The sequence below is a fragment of the Stenotrophomonas acidaminiphila genome, from assembly GCA_002951995.1.
GTDB lineage: Bacteria > Pseudomonadota > Gammaproteobacteria > Xanthomonadales > Xanthomonadaceae > Stenotrophomonas > Stenotrophomonas acidaminiphila_A.
The window spans coordinates 1757097-1773741 of sequence record CP019797.1 but is presented as its reverse complement, the minus strand read 5'-3'; the positions used below and the strand labels follow the sequence as shown (position 1 = coordinate 1773741).

Annotated in this window: 14 protein-coding genes, 5 tRNA genes and 1 pseudogene; 7 read left to right on the top strand and 13 right to left on the bottom strand. The window is 69.4% G+C overall.

The annotated features are described in order from the left end of the window. Positions 1-92 precede the first annotated feature (92 nt). The gene (locus B1L07_07970; GenBank protein AUZ55032.1) at positions 93-752 is read right to left on the bottom strand and encodes a hypothetical protein; all 660 of its coding nucleotides are present in this window, start codon (positions 750-752) and stop codon (positions 93-95) included. Positions 753-960: 208 nt separating this feature from the next. Between B1L07_07970 and B1L07_07965 the strand changes: the two genes are divergently transcribed. Then, positions 961-1140 (top strand): hypothetical protein, encoded by a 180-nt coding sequence (locus tag B1L07_07965; GenBank protein ID AUZ55031.1) that lies wholly within the window; start codon positions 961-963, stop codon positions 1138-1140. 67 nt (positions 1141-1207) lie between these two features. Here the strand turns inward: B1L07_07965 and B1L07_07960 are convergent, their stop codons facing one another. Further along, positions 1208-2215, bottom strand: coding sequence for a hypothetical protein (locus B1L07_07960; protein ID AUZ55030.1), 1008 nt, complete (start codon positions 2213-2215; stop codon positions 1208-1210). Positions 2216-2217: 2 nt separating this feature from the next. Beyond that, positions 2218-2820 carry a hypothetical protein gene (locus B1L07_07955; protein ID AUZ56514.1) on the bottom strand — a complete coding sequence of 201 codons (603 nt, stop codon included), beginning with the start codon at positions 2818-2820 and terminating at the stop codon, positions 2218-2220. A gap of 679 nt (positions 2821-3499) precedes the next feature. On the opposite strand from B1L07_07955, the gene B1L07_07950 reads away from it, so the two are divergent. Continuing rightward, positions 3500-3847, top strand: coding sequence for a hypothetical protein (locus B1L07_07950; protein AUZ55029.1), 348 nt, complete (start codon positions 3500-3502; stop codon positions 3845-3847). Between the two features lie 178 nt (positions 3848-4025). Here the strand turns inward: B1L07_07950 and B1L07_07945 are convergent, their stop codons facing one another. From B1L07_07945 to B1L07_07910, 8 genes are all read right to left on the bottom strand, one after another. Continuing rightward, positions 4026-6548, bottom strand: a complete 2523-nt coding sequence (locus tag B1L07_07945; GenBank protein ID AUZ55028.1) for a DNA ligase D — start codon at positions 6546-6548, stop codon at positions 4026-4028. After that, the gene (locus tag B1L07_07940; protein ID AUZ55027.1) at positions 6545-7201 is read right to left on the bottom strand and encodes a hypothetical protein; all 657 of its coding nucleotides are present in this window, start codon (positions 7199-7201) and stop codon (positions 6545-6547) included. Before B1L07_07940 ends, B1L07_07945 begins: the two co-directional genes overlap by 4 nt. Before the next feature lie 2 nt (positions 7202-7203). Beyond that, a complete protein-coding gene (locus B1L07_07935; GenBank protein AUZ55026.1) occupies positions 7204-8103 on the bottom strand; it encodes a Ku protein in 900 nt (299 codons plus the stop codon). 79 nt (positions 8104-8182) lie between these two features. Further along, positions 8183-8758: an isochorismatase gene (locus tag B1L07_07930; protein ID AUZ55025.1), complete on the bottom strand. Its 576-nt coding sequence runs from the start codon at positions 8756-8758 to the stop codon at positions 8183-8185. Between the two features lie 16 nt (positions 8759-8774). After that, positions 8775-9821: a short-chain dehydrogenase gene (locus B1L07_07925; GenBank protein AUZ55024.1), complete on the bottom strand. Its 1047-nt coding sequence runs from the start codon at positions 9819-9821 to the stop codon at positions 8775-8777. A gap of 40 nt (positions 9822-9861) precedes the next feature. Continuing rightward, positions 9862-10074, bottom strand: a complete 213-nt coding sequence (locus B1L07_07920; GenBank protein AUZ55023.1) for a hypothetical protein — start codon at positions 10072-10074, stop codon at positions 9862-9864. A gap of 129 nt (positions 10075-10203) precedes the next feature. After that, positions 10204-11205, bottom strand: a complete 1002-nt coding sequence (locus tag B1L07_07915; protein AUZ55022.1) for a DNA topoisomerase — start codon at positions 11203-11205, stop codon at positions 10204-10206. 1173 nt (positions 11206-12378) lie between these two features. Beyond that, positions 12379-12741 (bottom strand): hypothetical protein, encoded by a 363-nt coding sequence (locus B1L07_07910; GenBank protein ID AUZ55021.1) that lies wholly within the window; start codon positions 12739-12741, stop codon positions 12379-12381. Between the two features lie 228 nt (positions 12742-12969). Here B1L07_07910 and B1L07_07905 point away from each other — a divergent pair. From B1L07_07905 to B1L07_07890, 4 genes are all read left to right on the top strand, one after another. Continuing rightward, positions 12970-13045 (top strand) — tRNA-Ala (locus B1L07_07905). A gap of 52 nt (positions 13046-13097) precedes the next feature. After that, positions 13098-13173, top strand: a tRNA-Glu gene (locus tag B1L07_07900). 140 nt (positions 13174-13313) lie between these two features. Further along, positions 13314-13389 (top strand) — tRNA-Ala (locus tag B1L07_07895). A 47-nt stretch (positions 13390-13436) separates the two neighbouring features. After that, positions 13437-13512: transfer RNA gene (locus B1L07_07890), tRNA-Glu, on the top strand. Between the two features lie 82 nt (positions 13513-13594). Here the strand turns inward: B1L07_07890 and B1L07_07885 are convergent. After that, positions 13595-13963, bottom strand: coding sequence for a hypothetical protein (locus tag B1L07_07885; GenBank protein AUZ56513.1), 369 nt, complete (start codon positions 13961-13963; stop codon positions 13595-13597). A gap of 120 nt (positions 13964-14083) precedes the next feature. Here B1L07_07885 and B1L07_07880 point away from each other — a divergent pair. Then, positions 14084-14170: transfer RNA gene (locus B1L07_07880), tRNA-Leu, on the top strand. A gap of 116 nt (positions 14171-14286) precedes the next feature. On the opposite strand, the pseudogene B1L07_07875 reads toward B1L07_07880, so the two are convergent. Next, positions 14287-16642 (bottom strand): annotated as a pseudogene (locus B1L07_07875) (RNA-binding transcriptional accessory protein). Positions 16643-16645 lie beyond the last annotated feature (3 nt).

The following is a 16645-nucleotide window of genomic DNA, read 5'->3' as shown; positions in this document are numbered from 1 at the left end:
GGAAACGGCCTTCCAACATAGGTGCCGGCGGTAAAGCCGAAGTGACCCGGCGTCGCCGGCCGCTCACGGTGCGTTGACCGCCGCGGTCGCGCTCACGTGCCGGTCTGTGAGTGCGGCGCTTCCACCGGCTTGGATTCCGGCGAATCCTTCTGCCGCAGGTAGATGCTCAGCAGTACGATCGACAGCACGGCGAGGAACTCGCTCTGCCAGTTCTGCATGGACTCGAACCAGAACTGCGCGCTGCCCACGTGTTCGGCCCAATCGATACCGGGCATGCCTTCCAGGGCTCTTTGCTGGTTCGCGTGCCGCCAGCTTCCATGGGAATGGCCTGCAAACGTCAACAGGAACAGCGCCAGGTAGGCCAACGACAGCGAATTGGCGTACAGGGTTTTCCATACACCGCCCCTGCGCACCGGCCACGGCGGGGTGCCGGGCGCGATGTCTTGCACCTCGGCGGCCGGCTCCAGCTTGCGCGACTCGGCCGAACCACGCTGGCGCAGTCCGACGGTCAGCAGCACATACATGCCCATCTGCAGGAACTCGCTTTCCCAGTTCTCGAACGTGGCCGACAGGAAGTGGCCGCTGTGCAGGTAGCGGGCCAGCGTCACCGGGGCTGCACCCTGGTCGGCGCGTTCGTCATTGAATGCGCGCAACCCGGTCCATACCTGCCCGGCCAGCGAGACGGCAAACAAGGCCAGCAGCACCAGCGAGAGTCCGTTGCGGTAGATGAAGGATGTCTGCTTGCTTGTCATGGGTGTTCCTCCCTTCGGTGCGGGCAGCACGTTGGTCGGCGCCAGCGAAAGTCGACGTCAACGATCGCCCTGCCACGCGCCCGGCCGGCTCACATCGATGAACATCCGGCCAGCGCCATGCATCACGCATGCAGCCGCTTCACGCCGGCAGCAAACCACCCCGACAACAATCGGCGCTCCAGCACCTCTCCCCAGCGAGGGCCATGCGATGAACCGAGACCGGAAAGACCCGCCCGATCCGGGCGAAGACCGCGACTGCACGGAAACCCCGCAGGAGCGCCGCGAACGCAAACGGCACGAGAGCGACAATCACGACGAGGCGCTGGAGGAGACGTTCCCGGCCAGCGACCCGGTGTCCCCGTTCGTACCGGCCAAGACCCCGGAGTGAACGCCGCGGTGGCGGGTGCGGCGCTACTGCGCCGCCCTGCCCGCGCGTTGCCACGGTGTTCCTTCTGCTAGAACCAGTGCTGGCGGCGGCCAAGCGCGAACGCGCCCAGCGCCATCGCCAGCAGGCCGGCGATCACCCCATAGAAGCCAGCGTCGCCGCTGTCGAACAGGCCTGCGCCGAAGTTCATGCCGAGCGCGCCGACGATGGTCGCCATCAACCCGGTCACCACGGTGACGAAGGTCAGCACCCGCATCGCCTCGTTGGTGCGCAACGCGGTCTGGTTGCTGAACAGTTCGAAACTCCCCAGTACCTGGTCGCGCGCATTCTCGACCATGTCCAGGGCGCGTTCGAAGCGCATGTTCAGGGCGATGAAGTGGCGGTCCGCCTCGCGCCCTTCATCCGGGCGGAAATCCGGGCGCGACATCGCACCGAACACGACCCGGTGCGGCGCCAGCATGCGCCGCAGGCGCGACGCCCAGCGGCGCAGGCGCTGCAGTTCCTTGAGCGCATCGCATGCGCCCTTGCCCAGGATGCTGACCTCCAGCCGCTCGATCGCCAGTTCGTGTTCGTCGATGGCCTTGAAATAGCTGCCCAGCAGCCGGTCGAGCACGGTGGCCACGAAGCTCTCCGCGCCCAGCACGCCGACCCTGCCGGGCTGCTGCACGCGCATGTCCTGCAGGAACGCGACCTGCTCGCGGCGGAAGGTGACCACCCGGTCGGCGCCCGCCACGCACACCAGCACCACGCCGTTGATCCGGTCCTTGTCGCCGCCGCCGGCAACCACCGCGCGCACCCAGAAGAACGCCTCGCTCTGCCCGACCTCCGGCACGGTGCCGCCGTCCAGGAAAGGACGCGCGGCGGGCGGCAACTGCCACGCCGCCCACACCGCGTCGATGTCCGCGTCGGACGGGTCGCACAGGTCCACCCACGCCAGGGTGTCGCGCGCCGGCTGGCAGGCGCCCAGCGCGCACCGGCTGACCACCTGCGACTGCCCACGGGCGTCGAACAAGCGGCAGAAGAACGCGGCCCGGGTGCCGGGCGCGTCCTCCGCCGCGCCGTCGTTGCCGGCTTCCATCGTTACAGGTAGTCCTGCCGGGCCTTTTCCGCGCGCGCCGCGCCGATGGCGGTCTGCACGTCCTTCTGCTCTTCCGGCGGCGGCAGCACCGCAGGCATGCCCAGGCGTTGGATCCACAACTCCCGCGCCCATCCGCGGGTGTGGTACAGGTGATGGTCCTCCTGGGTCTCCACCGCGGCGTGCGCCTGCGCCAACACCTCGGCATGCGGGCCGCCCTGCTCTGCGACCTGACCGATCAGCTCCCAGTTCATGTGGTCCTTGGTTTCGGCCAGCACCACGCATTCGGCCGCGACCAGCTCGGCGTCTGCCGGCTTGGCGTTGGCCATGGCCATCTCGATCGCCGCCACCAGCGACGCGCCCTGGTGGGCCACGACCTCACGGCCGGGGCTGGACATCTCGGTATCCAGGCCCATCGCCTCGAACACGCGGGTCAGGACCCGTTCGTGGTTGCGCGTCTCCTCGAGGTAGCCCTCCCACTCGTGCTTCAGGTCCTTGTTGCGGGCCGCGCGGATCGCCGCGCCGTACACCTGGATACCACCGCGTTCGGTTTCCAGTGCCTGCAGCAGCAGTTCGCGGACATGCGCGGCGTTGGGCTTAGATGTCATGGACATTGCTCCTGGTGGGATGAAGGTCCCCCGGTATAGACAGGCAATCGAAACGAGCGCGTGATCGGGTGTGAAGCACATGCATCGGCGCGTGGCCGGCGCGGCAGGCCTCCCGCGCGGGGAGGCCTGCCGCGCACATCAGCCGACCACCAGTGACCAAGGAATCTCCGAGCCAATGAACTTGTAGCGGAACCCTTCGCAGTCGACCTGCCGGGCAAGGTTGCCCTGGTCGTCCGCCAGCGTGCTGACCTCGATCAGTGTGTTGGCGGCCGCAGGCGCGCTCCTGATGGGAATGCCCATGGTCTTGATGTCGGCCAGCTCCGTGGCGATGCGCCTGACCGGGCGACGCTCTTGTCCCGGTCCCACCAGATAGAGTTGAACACCTTTCACAGCAAGATTTCCTCATGGTTATTCCCGCCCCGGCACGCCTGCTTTAGCGCGCGCGGGGTGAAGCCGTTGCCTGCATCATGCGGACGCGGCGTGAAACCATGAAGTGGATCACGCCGATGCCGGTGCCTGCGCCCCCGGCGCGCATGGCTCGGGTGCGGCGCGGCGCCGCATGGCGTACCGCGCGCAGTGATCGCCGTGTACGTGGTCGTCACCGGCCTGCTGCACGCTCTTAATTCCCGGCCGGCGAGGATGACCCCCGGAGCACTTCCGCTCCGCGTGGAGAATCGACATGGACACCAGCAAGATGAAGCATCTCCTGCTCCTGGGCATCGTCGCGACCGCCTGCGCGGGTGCCATCGCCACCGGCCCTGCCAGCGCACAGGCGCACGGCACCCAGGGGCATGAGTCGGCGCAGCCCGGCAGCGACACCTGGATCACCACCAAGGTCAAGGCGGACCTGCTCGCCAGCAAGGACATCCCCGGCATGGCGATCAAGGTGGAGACCGTCAACGGCGTGGTGTCGTTGAGCGGCGACGTCGACAGCCAGGCCGAGGCGGACAAGGCGGTGGCCGTCGCCAAGGGCATCAAGGGCGTGAGCCGCGTGGATAACCGGCTGATGGTCCGCGGCGCCAGGTAACCGCCCCTGGCGGCCGCTCGGCCCACGGGGCAGGCGGCCGCCTTTGCGCGCTGCAGGGCGGCCCGCGCGCTCGCGCCGCAGGCCGCCTGCAACCAGTGCGGTTGGCGGCCCTGCCCATGTGATCGACGCCCGGGCGACGCCCGGCATGGCATGCGCGGGATACCCGGCGCCCGCCGGCTCAGCGCCTGCGACCGCGCGGGCTGCGCCCGGCCAGCTGTGCGGTGACCTGGCCCAGGTCCTGGTGGATACGCTCGATGTCGCCCCACGGGTGACCTTTCAACCGCTTCATCCGGCGTGGCGCCGACACGATGTCGTAGGCGTCACCACGCCGCACCCTGGACAATTCCTCCCAGCGCACCGGCATCGCCACCGGTGCACCGGGCCGGGCACGCAACGAGAACGAGGCGATACTGGTCGCGCCACGGCCGTTGCGCAGGTAGTCGACGAATATGCGGTCCTTGCGCACGCGCTTGCTGGCCGTGGCCACGTAGGCCAGCGGGTCGGACGCGGCCATGGATTCGGCGAACGCGCGCGCGAACGCCTTCACCCGCGGCCACGGGCAGGCCGGTCGCAGCGGTACCACCACGTGCAACCCCTTGCCGCCGGAGGTGCGGACGAAGGATGCCAGGCCGAGCTCGTCCAGGCGGTCGCGCACCCAGCGTGCCGCGGTCACCACCCGTGTCCAGGCCACGCCCGCGCCCGGGTCGAGATCGAACACGATACGGTCGGCGCTGTCCGGGGTTTCGGCGTGCGCGCCCCACGGATGGAACTCGAGTGCGTTGAACTGCACCAGTTCCAGCAGCGCGGCGCCGTCGCGCACCACGATGTAATCGGCGCGGGTGCCGTCCTCCTCTTCGATCGCAACCGCATCGACATGCTGCATGCCGGCCGGCAGGTGTTTCTGGAAGAAGCACGGGCGCGCGATGCCCTGTGGGCAACGGACCACGGACAACGGCCGGCCGGCGATCTCCGGCAGCAGCCACGGCAGCATGGCCTCGTAATACGCATATACGTCCTGCTTGCGGATGCCCGCATCCGGGTACACGACCCGGGTCGGACTGCTCAGCACCACCGCGTCGGCGCTGGCACGGGGGGCGGATGGGGCGGGCGTATGCGGCACGGGGACCTCCGGTGGCGGGGCCGACCCGGCCGCGCGCAGGTCGGCGACCGTCTTGTCGGCACGAATGGCCTTGAACGACGCCTGACGCAGCAGGCCCAGGTTGCCGGTGCCGTGGTGGAACACCTCGACCACCATGGCCGGCTTCACCCACTGCACCTGGCCCAGACCGGTGACCGCCACGCCGGTCGCCACCGCGGGCGTGTCGCGGGCCAGCGGCCGCAGGCGCCGTACCAGGTCGGCGAGCGTGTGCTGGTCGAAACCGCTGCCGACGCGCCCGGCATAACGCCAGCCGCGGCGTCCCTGCGGTGCCGCCAGCAGCAGTGCGCCCAGGCCGCTGCGGCTGCCCTTGGGCGCGGTGTAACCCACTACCGCGAACTCCTCCGAAGCGCGCTGCTTGATCTTGCGCCAGTCGTCGCCCCGGCCGCCGCGGTACGGTGCCGCGGCCCGCTTGGAGATGATGCCCTCCAGCCCGCGTTCCACCGCCATGGCCAGGGCGCGCTGGCCGTCACCGCTCACGTGCGAGCTGTACACCAGCGGCGGCTCCGGCTGCCCCAAGAGCGCGGCCAGGACGCTCTTGCGCGCCTCCTGGCGGCAACCACACAGGTCGACGTCGCCCAGCTGCAGGATGTCGAACAGCACGTAGGACAGCGGGGCGGCGCGTTCGCCTGACAAGGTCGCCTGCAGCAGGCCGAAATCCTGCTGGCGGCCTGCGCCGGCGACCAGCTCGCCATCCAGCACCGCCTCGACGCCGAGTGCCTGCAGCGCCTGCACGATCGCCGGCAGGCGTGCGGTCCATTCCAGCGCGTTGCGCGACCACAGGCGCACCTTGCCGCCGCCGAGCTGGGCGAGCAACCGGTAGCCGTCCCATTTCGCCTCGTGCAGCCAGCCCTCGCCGGCCGGAACCGCCGTTGCCAGCGTGGCCAGCTGCGGCGCATGGAACGCCGGCGCGCGGCGGGTGCGGCGGGCGCCGGGCAGCGTCGCGACGCTGTCGAGCAGGCGCCGGATCCGCGCGGTCGCCGCGGCCGGCCGCCGCCGCTTGCCCGCGGCGTGCTGCGCCGCCGGCGCGGGCTGGTCCAGCAGGTCGTCTGCCTCCTGCTTCGCGGCGTAGCGGTCGCGCGCCTTGAACAGCAGCCATTGCGGCTTGCGCCCGCGGCCACCCGAGCGCACCAGGTGCCAGCTGCCCTTCAGCTTGTCGCCGAACAGTTCGAAACGCAGGTGGCCCTTGGCCAGCTGTTCTTCCGGGTCACCGTCGCTGCTCCACACGCCGTGGTCGAAAATGGCGACATGGCCGGCGCCATACTGCCCTGCGGGGATGTCGCCCTCGAACCGCGCGTAATCAAGCGGGTGGTCCTCCACCTCGGCCGCCAGCCGTTTCACCGTGGGATCGAGGCTGGGTCCCTTGGGCACCGCCCAGCTGCGCAGCACCGGGCCCACCTGCAGGCGGAAATCGTAATGGCGCTGGCTGGCGTGGTGCAGCTGCACCACGAAGATCGGCTGCGCGGCCGGTGCGCGGCGGGCCTCGGCGGATGGCTCCGGGGTGCGTTCGAACTGCCGTTTGCGGCGGTACTCGTGCAGGCTCATGCGTGCTCCTGGACCGGGCAGGCGGGCGCTGCCACCAGGCGGTTGCGTGCATGCCATGCGCGCAGGCCGGGAATATCGTCATCCGGCGGCCGCGCATCCAGCACCACCTGCGCATCCATCGCATCGCGCAGCTGCCTTAGCGGCGTGCTGCCGTCGGCGGCCGGCCAATCCCCGGCGGGACCGAAGCGGTCGAGCAGCGCCTGCACGTCGTGGTGCCACCGCTCATGCGCCTGGATCAGGCGCTGGCGCACCCAGCCACGCAGTGGAGCGTGCGCCACGAATCCCCGCGCCACCTGCCCGTCGCGCCAGGCGGCGAGCAGCGCGCCCGCTCCACGCAGCCATTCGGTACGCCCGCCGGCACGCGCCGGCACCCGCAGCGGCGGCGGCGCGGCATGGGCGCGCAACTGCCGCTTCAACGCGGTCTCCCAACCCCGTGCCTCGGCTTCGCTGCCCGCCTCCAGCAGCCAGCCTGCATCGAGGTCGAAGAACTCGAAGTAACGCGACGAGAACGCCTGCATCCGCGTCATCGGGTCTCCGGCGATGCCCAGCTTCACGTGGTCCTCGTTGGCGCAGGGCAGCACGTAGAGGCAGGTGTGGCCCCGCATGCGGCGGCCCATGCTGCCCAGCGGAACGATGCGGCGACCACCGACCATCGTCAGGACGCGCCCGTGCGCCGCGTGCTCTTGCGGGGCTTCTTCGCCGGCGTCTTGCGTGCAGCGGTCTTCCTGGCCGGCGCACGTTTGCCGGCGGGCGTGCGCTTGTTCTCGTCCAGGCTCTTCTGCAGCAGGGCCATGAAGTCGACCACGTTGGTGGCGGCGTCCTCCGGCTCGGCATGCTCGTCGACGATCCGGGTGGTGGCACCCTTGGCTTTCAGGCGCTTGCGGATGATGGCCTCGAGCCGGCCGCGGAACTCGTCCTGGTAATCGTCCGCGCGCCAGGCCACCGACATCGACTCGATCAGGCTGGCGGCCATCTCCGACTCGCGCCTGGAAATGCGGTAGTCGGCGGGCTTGCCCTCCGGCAGCCGGTACTCGGCCGGGTCCACCAGCTCCTGCGGGTAGCGCAGCATCAGCAGCAGCAGCGCATCGCCCTCGGGCACCACCGCGCACAGGTACTCGCGGGTGCGGATGACCACCCGCGCGATGCCGACCCGGCCGGTGTCGCGCAGGGTCTCGCGCAGCAGCACGTAGCCCTTCTCCGCCTTTTTCCCGGGCACGATCACATAGGGCTTCTCGTAGAAGCGCAGGCTGATCTCGCCGCGCTCGACAAACGCTTCGACGTCGATGGAATCATGGGTCTGCGGCGCGGCCGAGGCGATGTCCTCCTTGTCCACCACCACATAGCTGCCCTTGTCGTACTCGAAGGCCTTCACGATGTCCTTCCACGGCACTTCCTCGCCGGTCTCGGCATTGACCCGCTCGAAGCGGATCGGCTTGCGGTCGCGCGAATCGAGCATGCGGAAGCTGATGTCCACCCGGCGTTCGCCGCTCATGAGCGACACCGGGACATTCAGCAGGCCGAAAGACAGGGTTCCCGTCCAGATCGGACGCGCCATGGCGTGCCTCCCGTGGTGGATTGCCGGCAACGCTCGCCAATCACGGCTAAAGCAGGCGTGAAGAACCGCCCCGGCGCGTTCACGGCTGTGCCGGGAACACCCCGCGCACGTCGCGCGAGCGCACCACCGGCACCAGCAGCGACTGCGCGACCACCGCCAGCGCATCGCGTTTGCGCCGCGGGCTGATGGCGGCCACGCAGTCGGCCGGCACCCACAGCCCGAACTCGTGCATCTTGGCGTCCTGCGCGGTCGCCAGGATGCACGAATCGGCGGCCACCCCCGTCAACACCAGCCGCCGCACGCCCAACTTGTGCAGCAGGATCGCCAGTGGCGTGGCGTGGAACGCCGAATGCTTCGGCTTGAGCACGTGATAATCATGCCGGCGCGGTGACAACCGCCTCACCGTGGCCGCGGCATCGCCGCCGGCCGCGAGGCAGGCGTCCACCAGGTCGCTGAACTGGCCCTGCCAGCGGGCGAAGTTGTCGTTGACGTGGATCACCGGCTGCGCCGCCGCGTCGAAGCGCTGGCGCAGGCGCGCGATGGGGGCGCAGATCGCCACTGCCCGCGCACCGAGCGCGTCGCCTCCCTCGAAGTCGAACAGGTTGACCATGTCCAGGATGATCAACGCGGTCGCGTTTGCCTTGCGCGATGCCATGCCCGCGGTGCCGGACTCAACCCCGGGGGCCGCCCATCACCGGCAAGATCACGCCGCTGATGTAACTGGCGCTGACCGGCGAGGCCAGGAACACATACGCCGGTGACAGCTCCTCCGGCTGCGCGGGCCGGCCCATGTCGCTGTCCTTGCCGAACGTGGCCACGTCCGCAGCCGCCTTGTCCGCCGGGTTCAACGGCGTCCACACCGGCCCCGGCGCGACGCAGTTGACGCGGATGCCGCGGGGCAACAGCTGCGCCGCCAAGGACAGGGTGAAGGCATGGATCGCGCCCTTGGTGGCCGCATAGTCGACCAGCGACTGGCTGCCGAACAGCGCCGTCTCCGAGCCGGTGTTGATGATGCTGGCACCCTGGCCGAGATGCGGCAGCACCGCCCGCGCCATGTGCACATAACCGGCGATGTTGGTCTGCAGGGTTTCCTGCAGGTGCGCGTCCTGCAGGTCCTCAAGGCGATGGCAATGCAGCTGGAAGGCCGCGTTGTTGACCAGGATGTCGATGCCGCCCAGCGCCTCACGCACCTGCCGTGCCACCTGGTCGCAGAAGACCGGGTCGCGTACGTCGCCGCTGATGGCGAGGCAGCGTCTGCCCTCCGCCTCCACCGCCGCCCGGGTCACCTGCGCATCCTCATGCTCGTCCAGATACAGAATCGCCACGTCGGCCCCTTCGCGCGCGAACAGGACGGCCACCGAGCGACCGATGCCGGAGTCGCCGCCGGTCACCAGGGCACGCATGCCCTGCAGCTTGCCGCTGCCGCGGTAGCCCGGCGCCTGGTAGCGCGGTGGCAGCTGTAGTTCATGCTCGTTGCCCGGCTTGTCCAGATGCTGCGCCGGCATCTTCGCCGGCTGCCGCCGCGCGCCGGCCTGTACACCGCCGCGCTTCGCTTCGGGCTTCTTCGCCTTGCGCCCGCCGGCCTGGGCCTGCAGGTCGCGCTGGCGCAAGGCGGTGCGTTCCGCCTGCCGTCCCGCCGCCTGGCCACGGGACGTCGCGCCAGGCGTGGTGGCACGCGGCGGCGCCTTCCTGGATGTCGTTTTCCTGCTGGTTGCCATCGGTCATGCCTCCGCGCGGGTCTGCGTGCCGGTCATCGCCTCACCCCCGCGCATGGCGTGCGCAGTGCTCGCAGCAGTACACCACCCCGTCGCGCTCAGTGCCGTGGCCGATGACCGCGCACTGGCAGTGCGCGCAACGGGGGGCCATGGCGTGGATCGCGCATTCGAAGGAATCGAAGGTACCGGTTACCGCGCCCTGGGTGACCGTGAAGCTGTTCCGGTATGCATTGCCGCAGACATCGCAGGTTGCCATGACGGACTCCGTGCTCGTGGTTGCCGGGTGATGCACGGATTATTGGATGCCCCCCTGCGGGTCAACCGTGAAAGAACGTGGACGCGATGTGCACGGCGCCGGCGCCGCAGCAGCGGCCATGGCGTGCGGTCAGCGGTGGCAGGAACGCAACAGCCGCAGCGCCGCCGCTTCCATCTGGCGGATGCCGCGCAGCGCCGCCAGCGGCTGCAGCCGTCCGGCGCGCCAGGCGTCGAACACACACGGGTCGATGTACGACCTGCGGCATACCGCCGGGGTGTTGCCGAGCATGGCGGCCACCACGCCGATGACCTCGTTCTGCAGTGCCTGGCACCGGGCCGGGCTGGCGTCATCGGGCACCGGCAACCGTGCCAGCGCCATCAACGCGGTCAGGGTCGCGCCCCAGGTGCGGAAATCCTTGGCACTGAAATCGTCGCCGGCGGCCTGCCGCAGGTAGTGGTTGACGTCGCCCGAATCGATGGGCCGCACCTGCCCGTCGTCATCCTGGTACTGGAACAGCATTTTCCCGGGCAGGTCGTGGCAGCGCCGGATCAGCGCCACCAGCCGGGGATCGTCTATGTGCAGCACATGCAGGCGGCCGGACTTTCCAGCGAACCGGATCTGCGCGGCGCGCTTGCCCGGCAGGCTCACGTGCCGCGCGCGCAGCGTGGTAAGTCCGTAGGAATGATTGCTGCGGGCATACGCCGCGTTGCCTATCCGCGCATAGGTGCGGCCCATGACCGAAATGACCAGCGCCAGGACCTTGTCGCGCGGCATGCCGGGTAGCGCCAGGTGCCGGCGCACCTGCCTGCGCAATGCCGGCAATGCCTTTCCGAAGGCCAGGATGCGGTCGAACTTGTCGGTGCCGCGCTGGCGCATCCAGTCCGGGTGATAGCGGTACTGCTTGCGGCCCCGCGCATCGCGGCCGGTCGCCTGCAGGTGCCCCTCCGGGCTGGCACAGATCCAGACATCGGTATATGCCGGCGGGACCGCCAGCTGGCGTATCCGCCGCAGCACCGCGGGATCACGCACCGGCCTGCCATCGGCGTCGACGTAGCGGAAACCCTTGCCCACGCGCAACCGGGCGATGCCCGGCTGCCGGTCGTGGACGTGGCGCAGCCCTGCCTCAGCCATCGCCGCGCCGGACCATCGGCGGACGCCGCGACACCGCTCCCGGCCAACGCGGCCGCCGCATGCCGGTCACCACGGCGGGATGACGAGCACCAGCACCAGCGCCAGCACGACGGCGCCTATGAGCAACATCCAGTGGCTTCGTTTCATTGTTGAATCACCTCGACATGACATTGGTCAACGGATACGGGGCCCGCGCCGGCGACAGCGCGACACACGACCGTCGGCGTTCGTCGGCACGCGATGTGCCCGCCTCCGGGAAGGGGACAGACCTGCGACAGACCCGGCGCGCTGCAGCGCGCAGCCCCCGCAGGACCGGCGTGCGCCGTCGAAGCCGCGGGCGTGGCGCGCGACACCGGTGTTGCGCCAAGGTCTGCCGCGCGCACGTCGTGGGCACCGGGCGCTGCATGCACCGTTGACCACACCCGATGCCGGCGGCGGCACCGCCATTGCGGCAGCGTGGCCGGGCGCGGGTGCGGCTCGGCGGCAACCGTGGATGGGTCCACGTGGACCACGCAACGATGGCGCCGGCAGGCAGGCGGCAACCCGCGCGGATCCGCGGCCAATGGCGCAGCAGGGTGACCCCCACCCCATCATGACGCGTACGCTGCTCAATACGCCGCCACGGCACTGGACCAGATCGACTGCGCCATGATCGCCGCAAGCGCGCCGAGCGACATGTAGACAACGGCTGAAAAGCTGCGCGAGAGCAAGCGCTTCATCACCCTTCTCCTGCGGTACGGCGGGAGCACTGTCATAGCGCCCGCGACGTGACCGGCGCGGGAAGATCGGTGCAGGTGCCGTGAATGCCCCGCTTGACCGCGGCCGCCAGCATCCAGCCCATGGCATTCCCGCCACGAAACACCGCCACCCAACCTGGCGTGGCATCGCCACGCGGGCGGTGGTTGCGCCCGCCACGGCACGCATGGCGTCGTTTGCGCGGAACGCACCTGCGCTGCTCCCGTGCATGCGACTGAGTGCCCCTTTCACGGGCCGCGGCTTGCCCCGCATCTGGCACAGGCCGCATGTCACGCCGCCGGCGCCCTCCCCCGCCGCCGGCATCGTGGCGCCCTGCCTCTCCCCTGCGTTTCCTGCCGGGGCGCACGCACCGCCACGTGCAGGCGCCTGCAGGCAGCACCGGTGGCCGGGCTGCAGTACCGGCCTTGCCAGGCAGACCTACCAGCAGGCCTCGTGGACCTTGTTGTCCCATTCACTGGAAAGCGCGAACCCACGCTTCAGCCCGGCTTTGCGGAAGGCCGCTTCCCGCTGCCGCCTGGCTTTGGCGCATGCGCTCTCCACCGCGCGGGCGTTGCGCCGCGCCGGAGCCAGGCGGCGCGATCGCGGCTCGCCCCTCGCCGCCGGCGGCACCACCACGGATGGCGCCGCCGGCGGCAGGCGCAGGACGGTCCATGCCTTGGCAGGCGGTCCTGCGCACGGCAACGACTGGTACGACACCTGGCCGTCGTCGAGACACTTGAACACCTGCATCGGCACTGCCCGGGGTGGCCCGGCCGCCGCCAGCAGGAACAGGATGCCCATGGGGATTCCAAGGGTCGCCATCGCCGACTCCGTTCAGCCATTTCCGGAGCCATGCTGAGGCAGGCAACGCGGCGGAAACATCGCCTTCCGGCCTCGCCTCGCGTCGGCGCGATACCCGGTTCGAGGTCAGGCAACCCGCCGATGCGCGCATGCAATTTTTTTTCACAAATGGCTTGCTCGGCCCGAAAAGCCGGGCTATCATTTCGTTCTCGGCAACAACGCAACAACGGGGCCATAGCTCAGCTGGGAGAGCGCCTGCATGGCATGCAGGAGGTCAGCGGTTCGATCCCGCTTGGCTCCACCAAATCCGGACATTAGGCCGTCCGGAAGCCGAAAAAATTTGATGAAGTTTACGCGTCCCCATCGTCTAGAGGCCTAGGACATCACCCTTTCACGGTGGCGACCGGGGTTCGAATCCCCGTGGGGACGCCATTCATCGAAAAACAAAGACCCAGGCAGTCACAGGGTCTTTTTTGTTGGAGTCATTGCCCTGCCCAACAGGCAATGAGGAAGAAAGAGCTTCCACTCCAACGAAGAGTCCGGTAGTATTCCGCGCTCGAAAATTTGGATACGGGGCCATAGCTCAGCTGGGAGAGCGCCTGCATGGCATGCAGGAGGTCAGCGGTTCGATCCCGCTTGGCTCCACCAAATCCGGACATTAGGCCGTCCGGGTTGAATGAAAACGAAGCATACGCGTCCCCATCGTCTAGAGGCCTAGGACATCACCCTTTCACGGTGGCGACCGGGGTTCGAATCCCCGTGGGGACGCCAATTCAAGGAAGCTCTGCCCAGGCAGGGCTTTTTTGATGCCTCGGGAAAAGACGTGCGCGCCGCTGCCGGCCTGCAGGGCGGCTCACTGCGGCCGCACGGCCCTGTGCAGGGCCTGACGCAGGTCACTTCCGACATAGGGCTTGATCAGCTTCACGCCCGCATCGAATATCCGCGGCAACCGCGCCGCATCCATGCCGGTGGCGACCAGAAAGGGAATGCCGCGCCCCGCGAGCACCTCGGCAACCGGCGTACTGTCCTCGTCGTCGGCCAGGCAGAAATCCAGGAACGCCAACTGCGGCTGCAGTGCGTCGATCATGCCCAGCGCCGATTGCACGGTCGCGGCTACGCCGACCACGCGCATGCCCTCACGCTCGAGCTGCAGTTGCAGCAGGGTCGCGTTCAAATCGTCGTTCTCCACGATCATCACACGCATGGAGTGCAGCGGATCCATCGCCATCCCTTGGTCTCGGATGCGGGAAGTATAGCCAGCGCCACCCGCGCCCACTTTGCGAAAACAGCCGCCCGGACCTGCCCAACCCGGAGGCCCTCCGTTATACTTGCGCCCCTGCCAGCCGAAGTGGCGGAATCGGTAGACGCAGCGGACTCAAAATCCGCCGCCCTTAAAAGCGTGTGGGTTCGAGTCCCACCTTCGGCACCAGCACAGCAAAAAGCCAGGCAGCGATGCCTGGCTTTTTTGCGTCCCTGGCCCTGGCGCGGGTGCATGGCGGAAGGCCGGGCGACAGGCCCTCCGCCATGGGCGCGATCAGCGCCGCATCAACCGCGACGCGCGCGCGCGAACGCCTCGGCCAATGCGTTGTTGGCCGGTGGCGCGGCGCTGCCGGGACGCGCCCCCGCGCGGGCGCACCACGCCCCCCCTCGCGGCGCCCGGCCGTGCCCTGCCCCGCCCCTGGTCCGCTCCCCTGTCCGGGCGCCGGGCCGGGGCCGGGCTGTCGTCCAGGCGACGGGTCAATGCGATGCGCTTGCGGGCGACATCGACCTCCAGCACCTTCACCTTGACGATATCGCCGGCCTTGACCACGTCGCGCGGATCCTTGACGAAAGTATCCGACAGCGCGGAGATGTGGATCAGCCCGTCCTGGTGCACGCCGATGTCGACGAACGCGCCGAAGGCGGCCACGTTGCTGACCACGCCCTCCAGCACCATGCCCTCGCGCAGGTCCTTGATGTCTTCCACGCCGTCGGCGAAGCGCGCCGCCTTGAACTCGGGGCGCGGGTCGCGGCCGGGCTTCTCCAGTTCCTTCAGGATGTCGCGCACGGTCGGCACGCCGAAGGTCTCGTCGGTGAACTGCTCGGCCTTGAGCCCGCGCAGGAAGCTGCCGTCGCCGAGCAGCGCCTTGATCGGCCGCTGCGCCGCGGCGACGATGCGCTCGACCACCGGGTAGGCCTCGGGATGCACGGCCGAGGCGTCCAGCGGCTCGTCGCCATCGGCGATGCGCAGGAAGCCGGCGCACTGTTCGAAGGTCTTGTCGCCCAGGCGCGGCACTTTCAGCAGGTCGCGACGGCGCCGGAACGGGCCGTTCTCGTCGCGATGGCGGACGATGTTCTCGGCCACCGTCGACGACAACCCCGACACCCGCGACAACAGCGCGGCCGAGGCGGTGTTGACGAACACGCCCACCGCGTTGACGCAGTCCTCGACGCGCGCGTCCAGCGCCCGGGCCAGGCGGAACTGGTCCACGTCATGCTGGTACTGGCCGACGCCGATCGCCTTGGGCTCGATCTTGACCAGTTCGGCCAGCGGATCCTGCAGCCGCCGCGCGATCGACACCGCGCCGCGCAGCGACACGTCCAGATCGGGAAACTCACGCGCAGCGAACTCGGAGGCCGAATACACCGAAGCGCCGGCCTCGCTGACCACCACCTTCTGCAGCTTCGGGTTGTCGCAGGCCTTGATGACCTCGCCGGCGAGCTTGTCGGTCTCGCGGCTGGCGGTACCGTTGCCGATGGCGATCAGCTCGACGTTGTACTTGACGCACAGGTGGCGGAGCGTCTGCAGCGACTGCTCCCACTGGCGCCGGGGTTCGTGCGGATAGATGGTTTCGGTGGCGAGCAGCTTGCCGGTGGCGTCGACCACGGCGACCTTGCAGCCGGTGCGGATGCCCGGGTCCAGCCCCAGCACGGTCTTGGGGCCGGCCGGCGCGGCCAGCAGCAGGTCCTTGAGGTTGTCGCCGAATACGGCGATGGCCTCGGCCTCGGCCTTTTCGCGGGCCTGGTTGAACAGGTCCAGCAACAGGTGCATGTGCAGCTTGGCGCGCCAGGTCAGGCGGCACGCATCCAGCAGCCAGCGGTCCGCGGCACGGCCCTGGTCGGCGACGCCGGCACTGCGCGCCACCCGGCCCTCGGCGTACTGGTGGCCGGCGTCGGCGTCGCTGCCCGGGTCCAGTTCCAGGAACAGGATTTCCTCGCGGCGCGCGCGGAACAGCGCCAGCAGCCGGTGCGAGGGAATCTTCGCCAACGGCTCGGCATGCTCGAAGTAATCGCGGTACTTGGCGCCTTCGGTTTCCTTGCCTTCGGCGACGCGGGCACGGATCACCCCGACCTCGCCCAGCCACTGCCGCAGCTCACCCACCAGTGCCGCATCCTCGCCCCAGCGCTCCATCAGGATCGCGCGGGCGCCTTCCAGCGCGGCCTTGGCATCGGCCACGCCCTTTCCGGCATCCACGAAGCCGGCGGCAAAGGCCTGGGGATCGCGGGTCGGGTCGGCGAGCAGGCCGTCGGCCAGCGGTTCCAGCCCGGCCTCACGGGCGATCTGCGCGCGGGTGCGGCGCTTGGGCTTGTACGGCAGGTACAGGTCCTCCAGCCGCGACTTGGTGTCGGCGGCCAGGATCTCGTTGCGCAGTTCGTCGCTCAGCTTGCCCTGTTCCGCGATGCTGGCCAGCACCGCGGCACGGCGGTCTTCCAGCTCGCGCAGGTAGGTCAGGCGCACTTCCAGGTTGCGCAGCTGGGTGTCGTCCAGGCCGCCGGTGACTTCCTTGCGGTAGCGGGCGATGAACGGGACGCTGGCACCTTCGTCGAGCAGCGCGATGGCGGCCTTGGCCTGCGCGGGCTGGGCGCCGATCTCGTCGGCGATGGTCTGCGCGATCTGCTGCGCGAGCTTGCTGTCTTGCATGGA

Excerpts from the sequence above, each read along its gene's own strand:
- B1L07_07965 (AUZ55031.1), top strand. The coding sequence starts at position 961 with ATGAACCGAGACCGGAAAGACCCGCCCGATCCGGGCGAAGACCGCGAC.
- B1L07_07960 (AUZ55030.1), bottom strand. The coding sequence starts at position 2,215 with ATGGAAGCCGGCAACGACGGCGCGGCGGAGGACGCGCCCGGCACCCGG.
- B1L07_07915 (AUZ55022.1), bottom strand. The coding sequence starts at position 11,205 with ATGGCTGAGGCAGGGCTGCGCCACGTCCACGACCGGCAGCCGGGCATC.
- B1L07_07955 (AUZ56514.1), bottom strand. The coding sequence starts at position 2,820 with ATGACATCTAAGCCCAACGCCGCGCATGTCCGCGAACTGCTGCTGCAG.
- B1L07_07970 (AUZ55032.1), bottom strand. The coding sequence starts at position 752 with ATGACAAGCAAGCAGACATCCTTCATCTACCGCAACGGACTCTCGCTG.
- B1L07_07930 (AUZ55025.1), bottom strand. The coding sequence starts at position 8,758 with ATGGCATCGCGCAAGGCAAACGCGACCGCGTTGATCATCCTGGACATG.
- B1L07_07925 (AUZ55024.1), bottom strand. The coding sequence starts at position 9,821 with ATGGCAACCAGCAGGAAAACGACATCCAGGAAGGCGCCGCCGCGTGCC.
- B1L07_07885 (AUZ56513.1), bottom strand. The coding sequence starts at position 13,963 with ATGGATCCGCTGCACTCCATGCGTGTGATGATCGTGGAGAACGACGAT.
- B1L07_07945 (AUZ55028.1), bottom strand. The coding sequence starts at position 6,548 with ATGAGCCTGCACGAGTACCGCCGCAAACGGCAGTTCGAACGCACCCCG.
- B1L07_07935 (AUZ55026.1), bottom strand. The coding sequence starts at position 8,103 with ATGGCGCGTCCGATCTGGACGGGAACCCTGTCTTTCGGCCTGCTGAAT.
- B1L07_07920 (AUZ55023.1), bottom strand. The coding sequence starts at position 10,074 with ATGGCAACCTGCGATGTCTGCGGCAATGCATACCGGAACAGCTTCACG.
- B1L07_07940 (AUZ55027.1), bottom strand. The coding sequence starts at position 7,201 with ATGGTCGGTGGTCGCCGCATCGTTCCGCTGGGCAGCATGGGCCGCCGC.
- B1L07_07910 (AUZ55021.1), bottom strand. The coding sequence starts at position 12,741 with ATGGGCATCCTGTTCCTGCTGGCGGCGGCCGGGCCACCCCGGGCAGTG.
- B1L07_07950 (AUZ55029.1), top strand. The coding sequence starts at position 3,500 with ATGGACACCAGCAAGATGAAGCATCTCCTGCTCCTGGGCATCGTCGCG.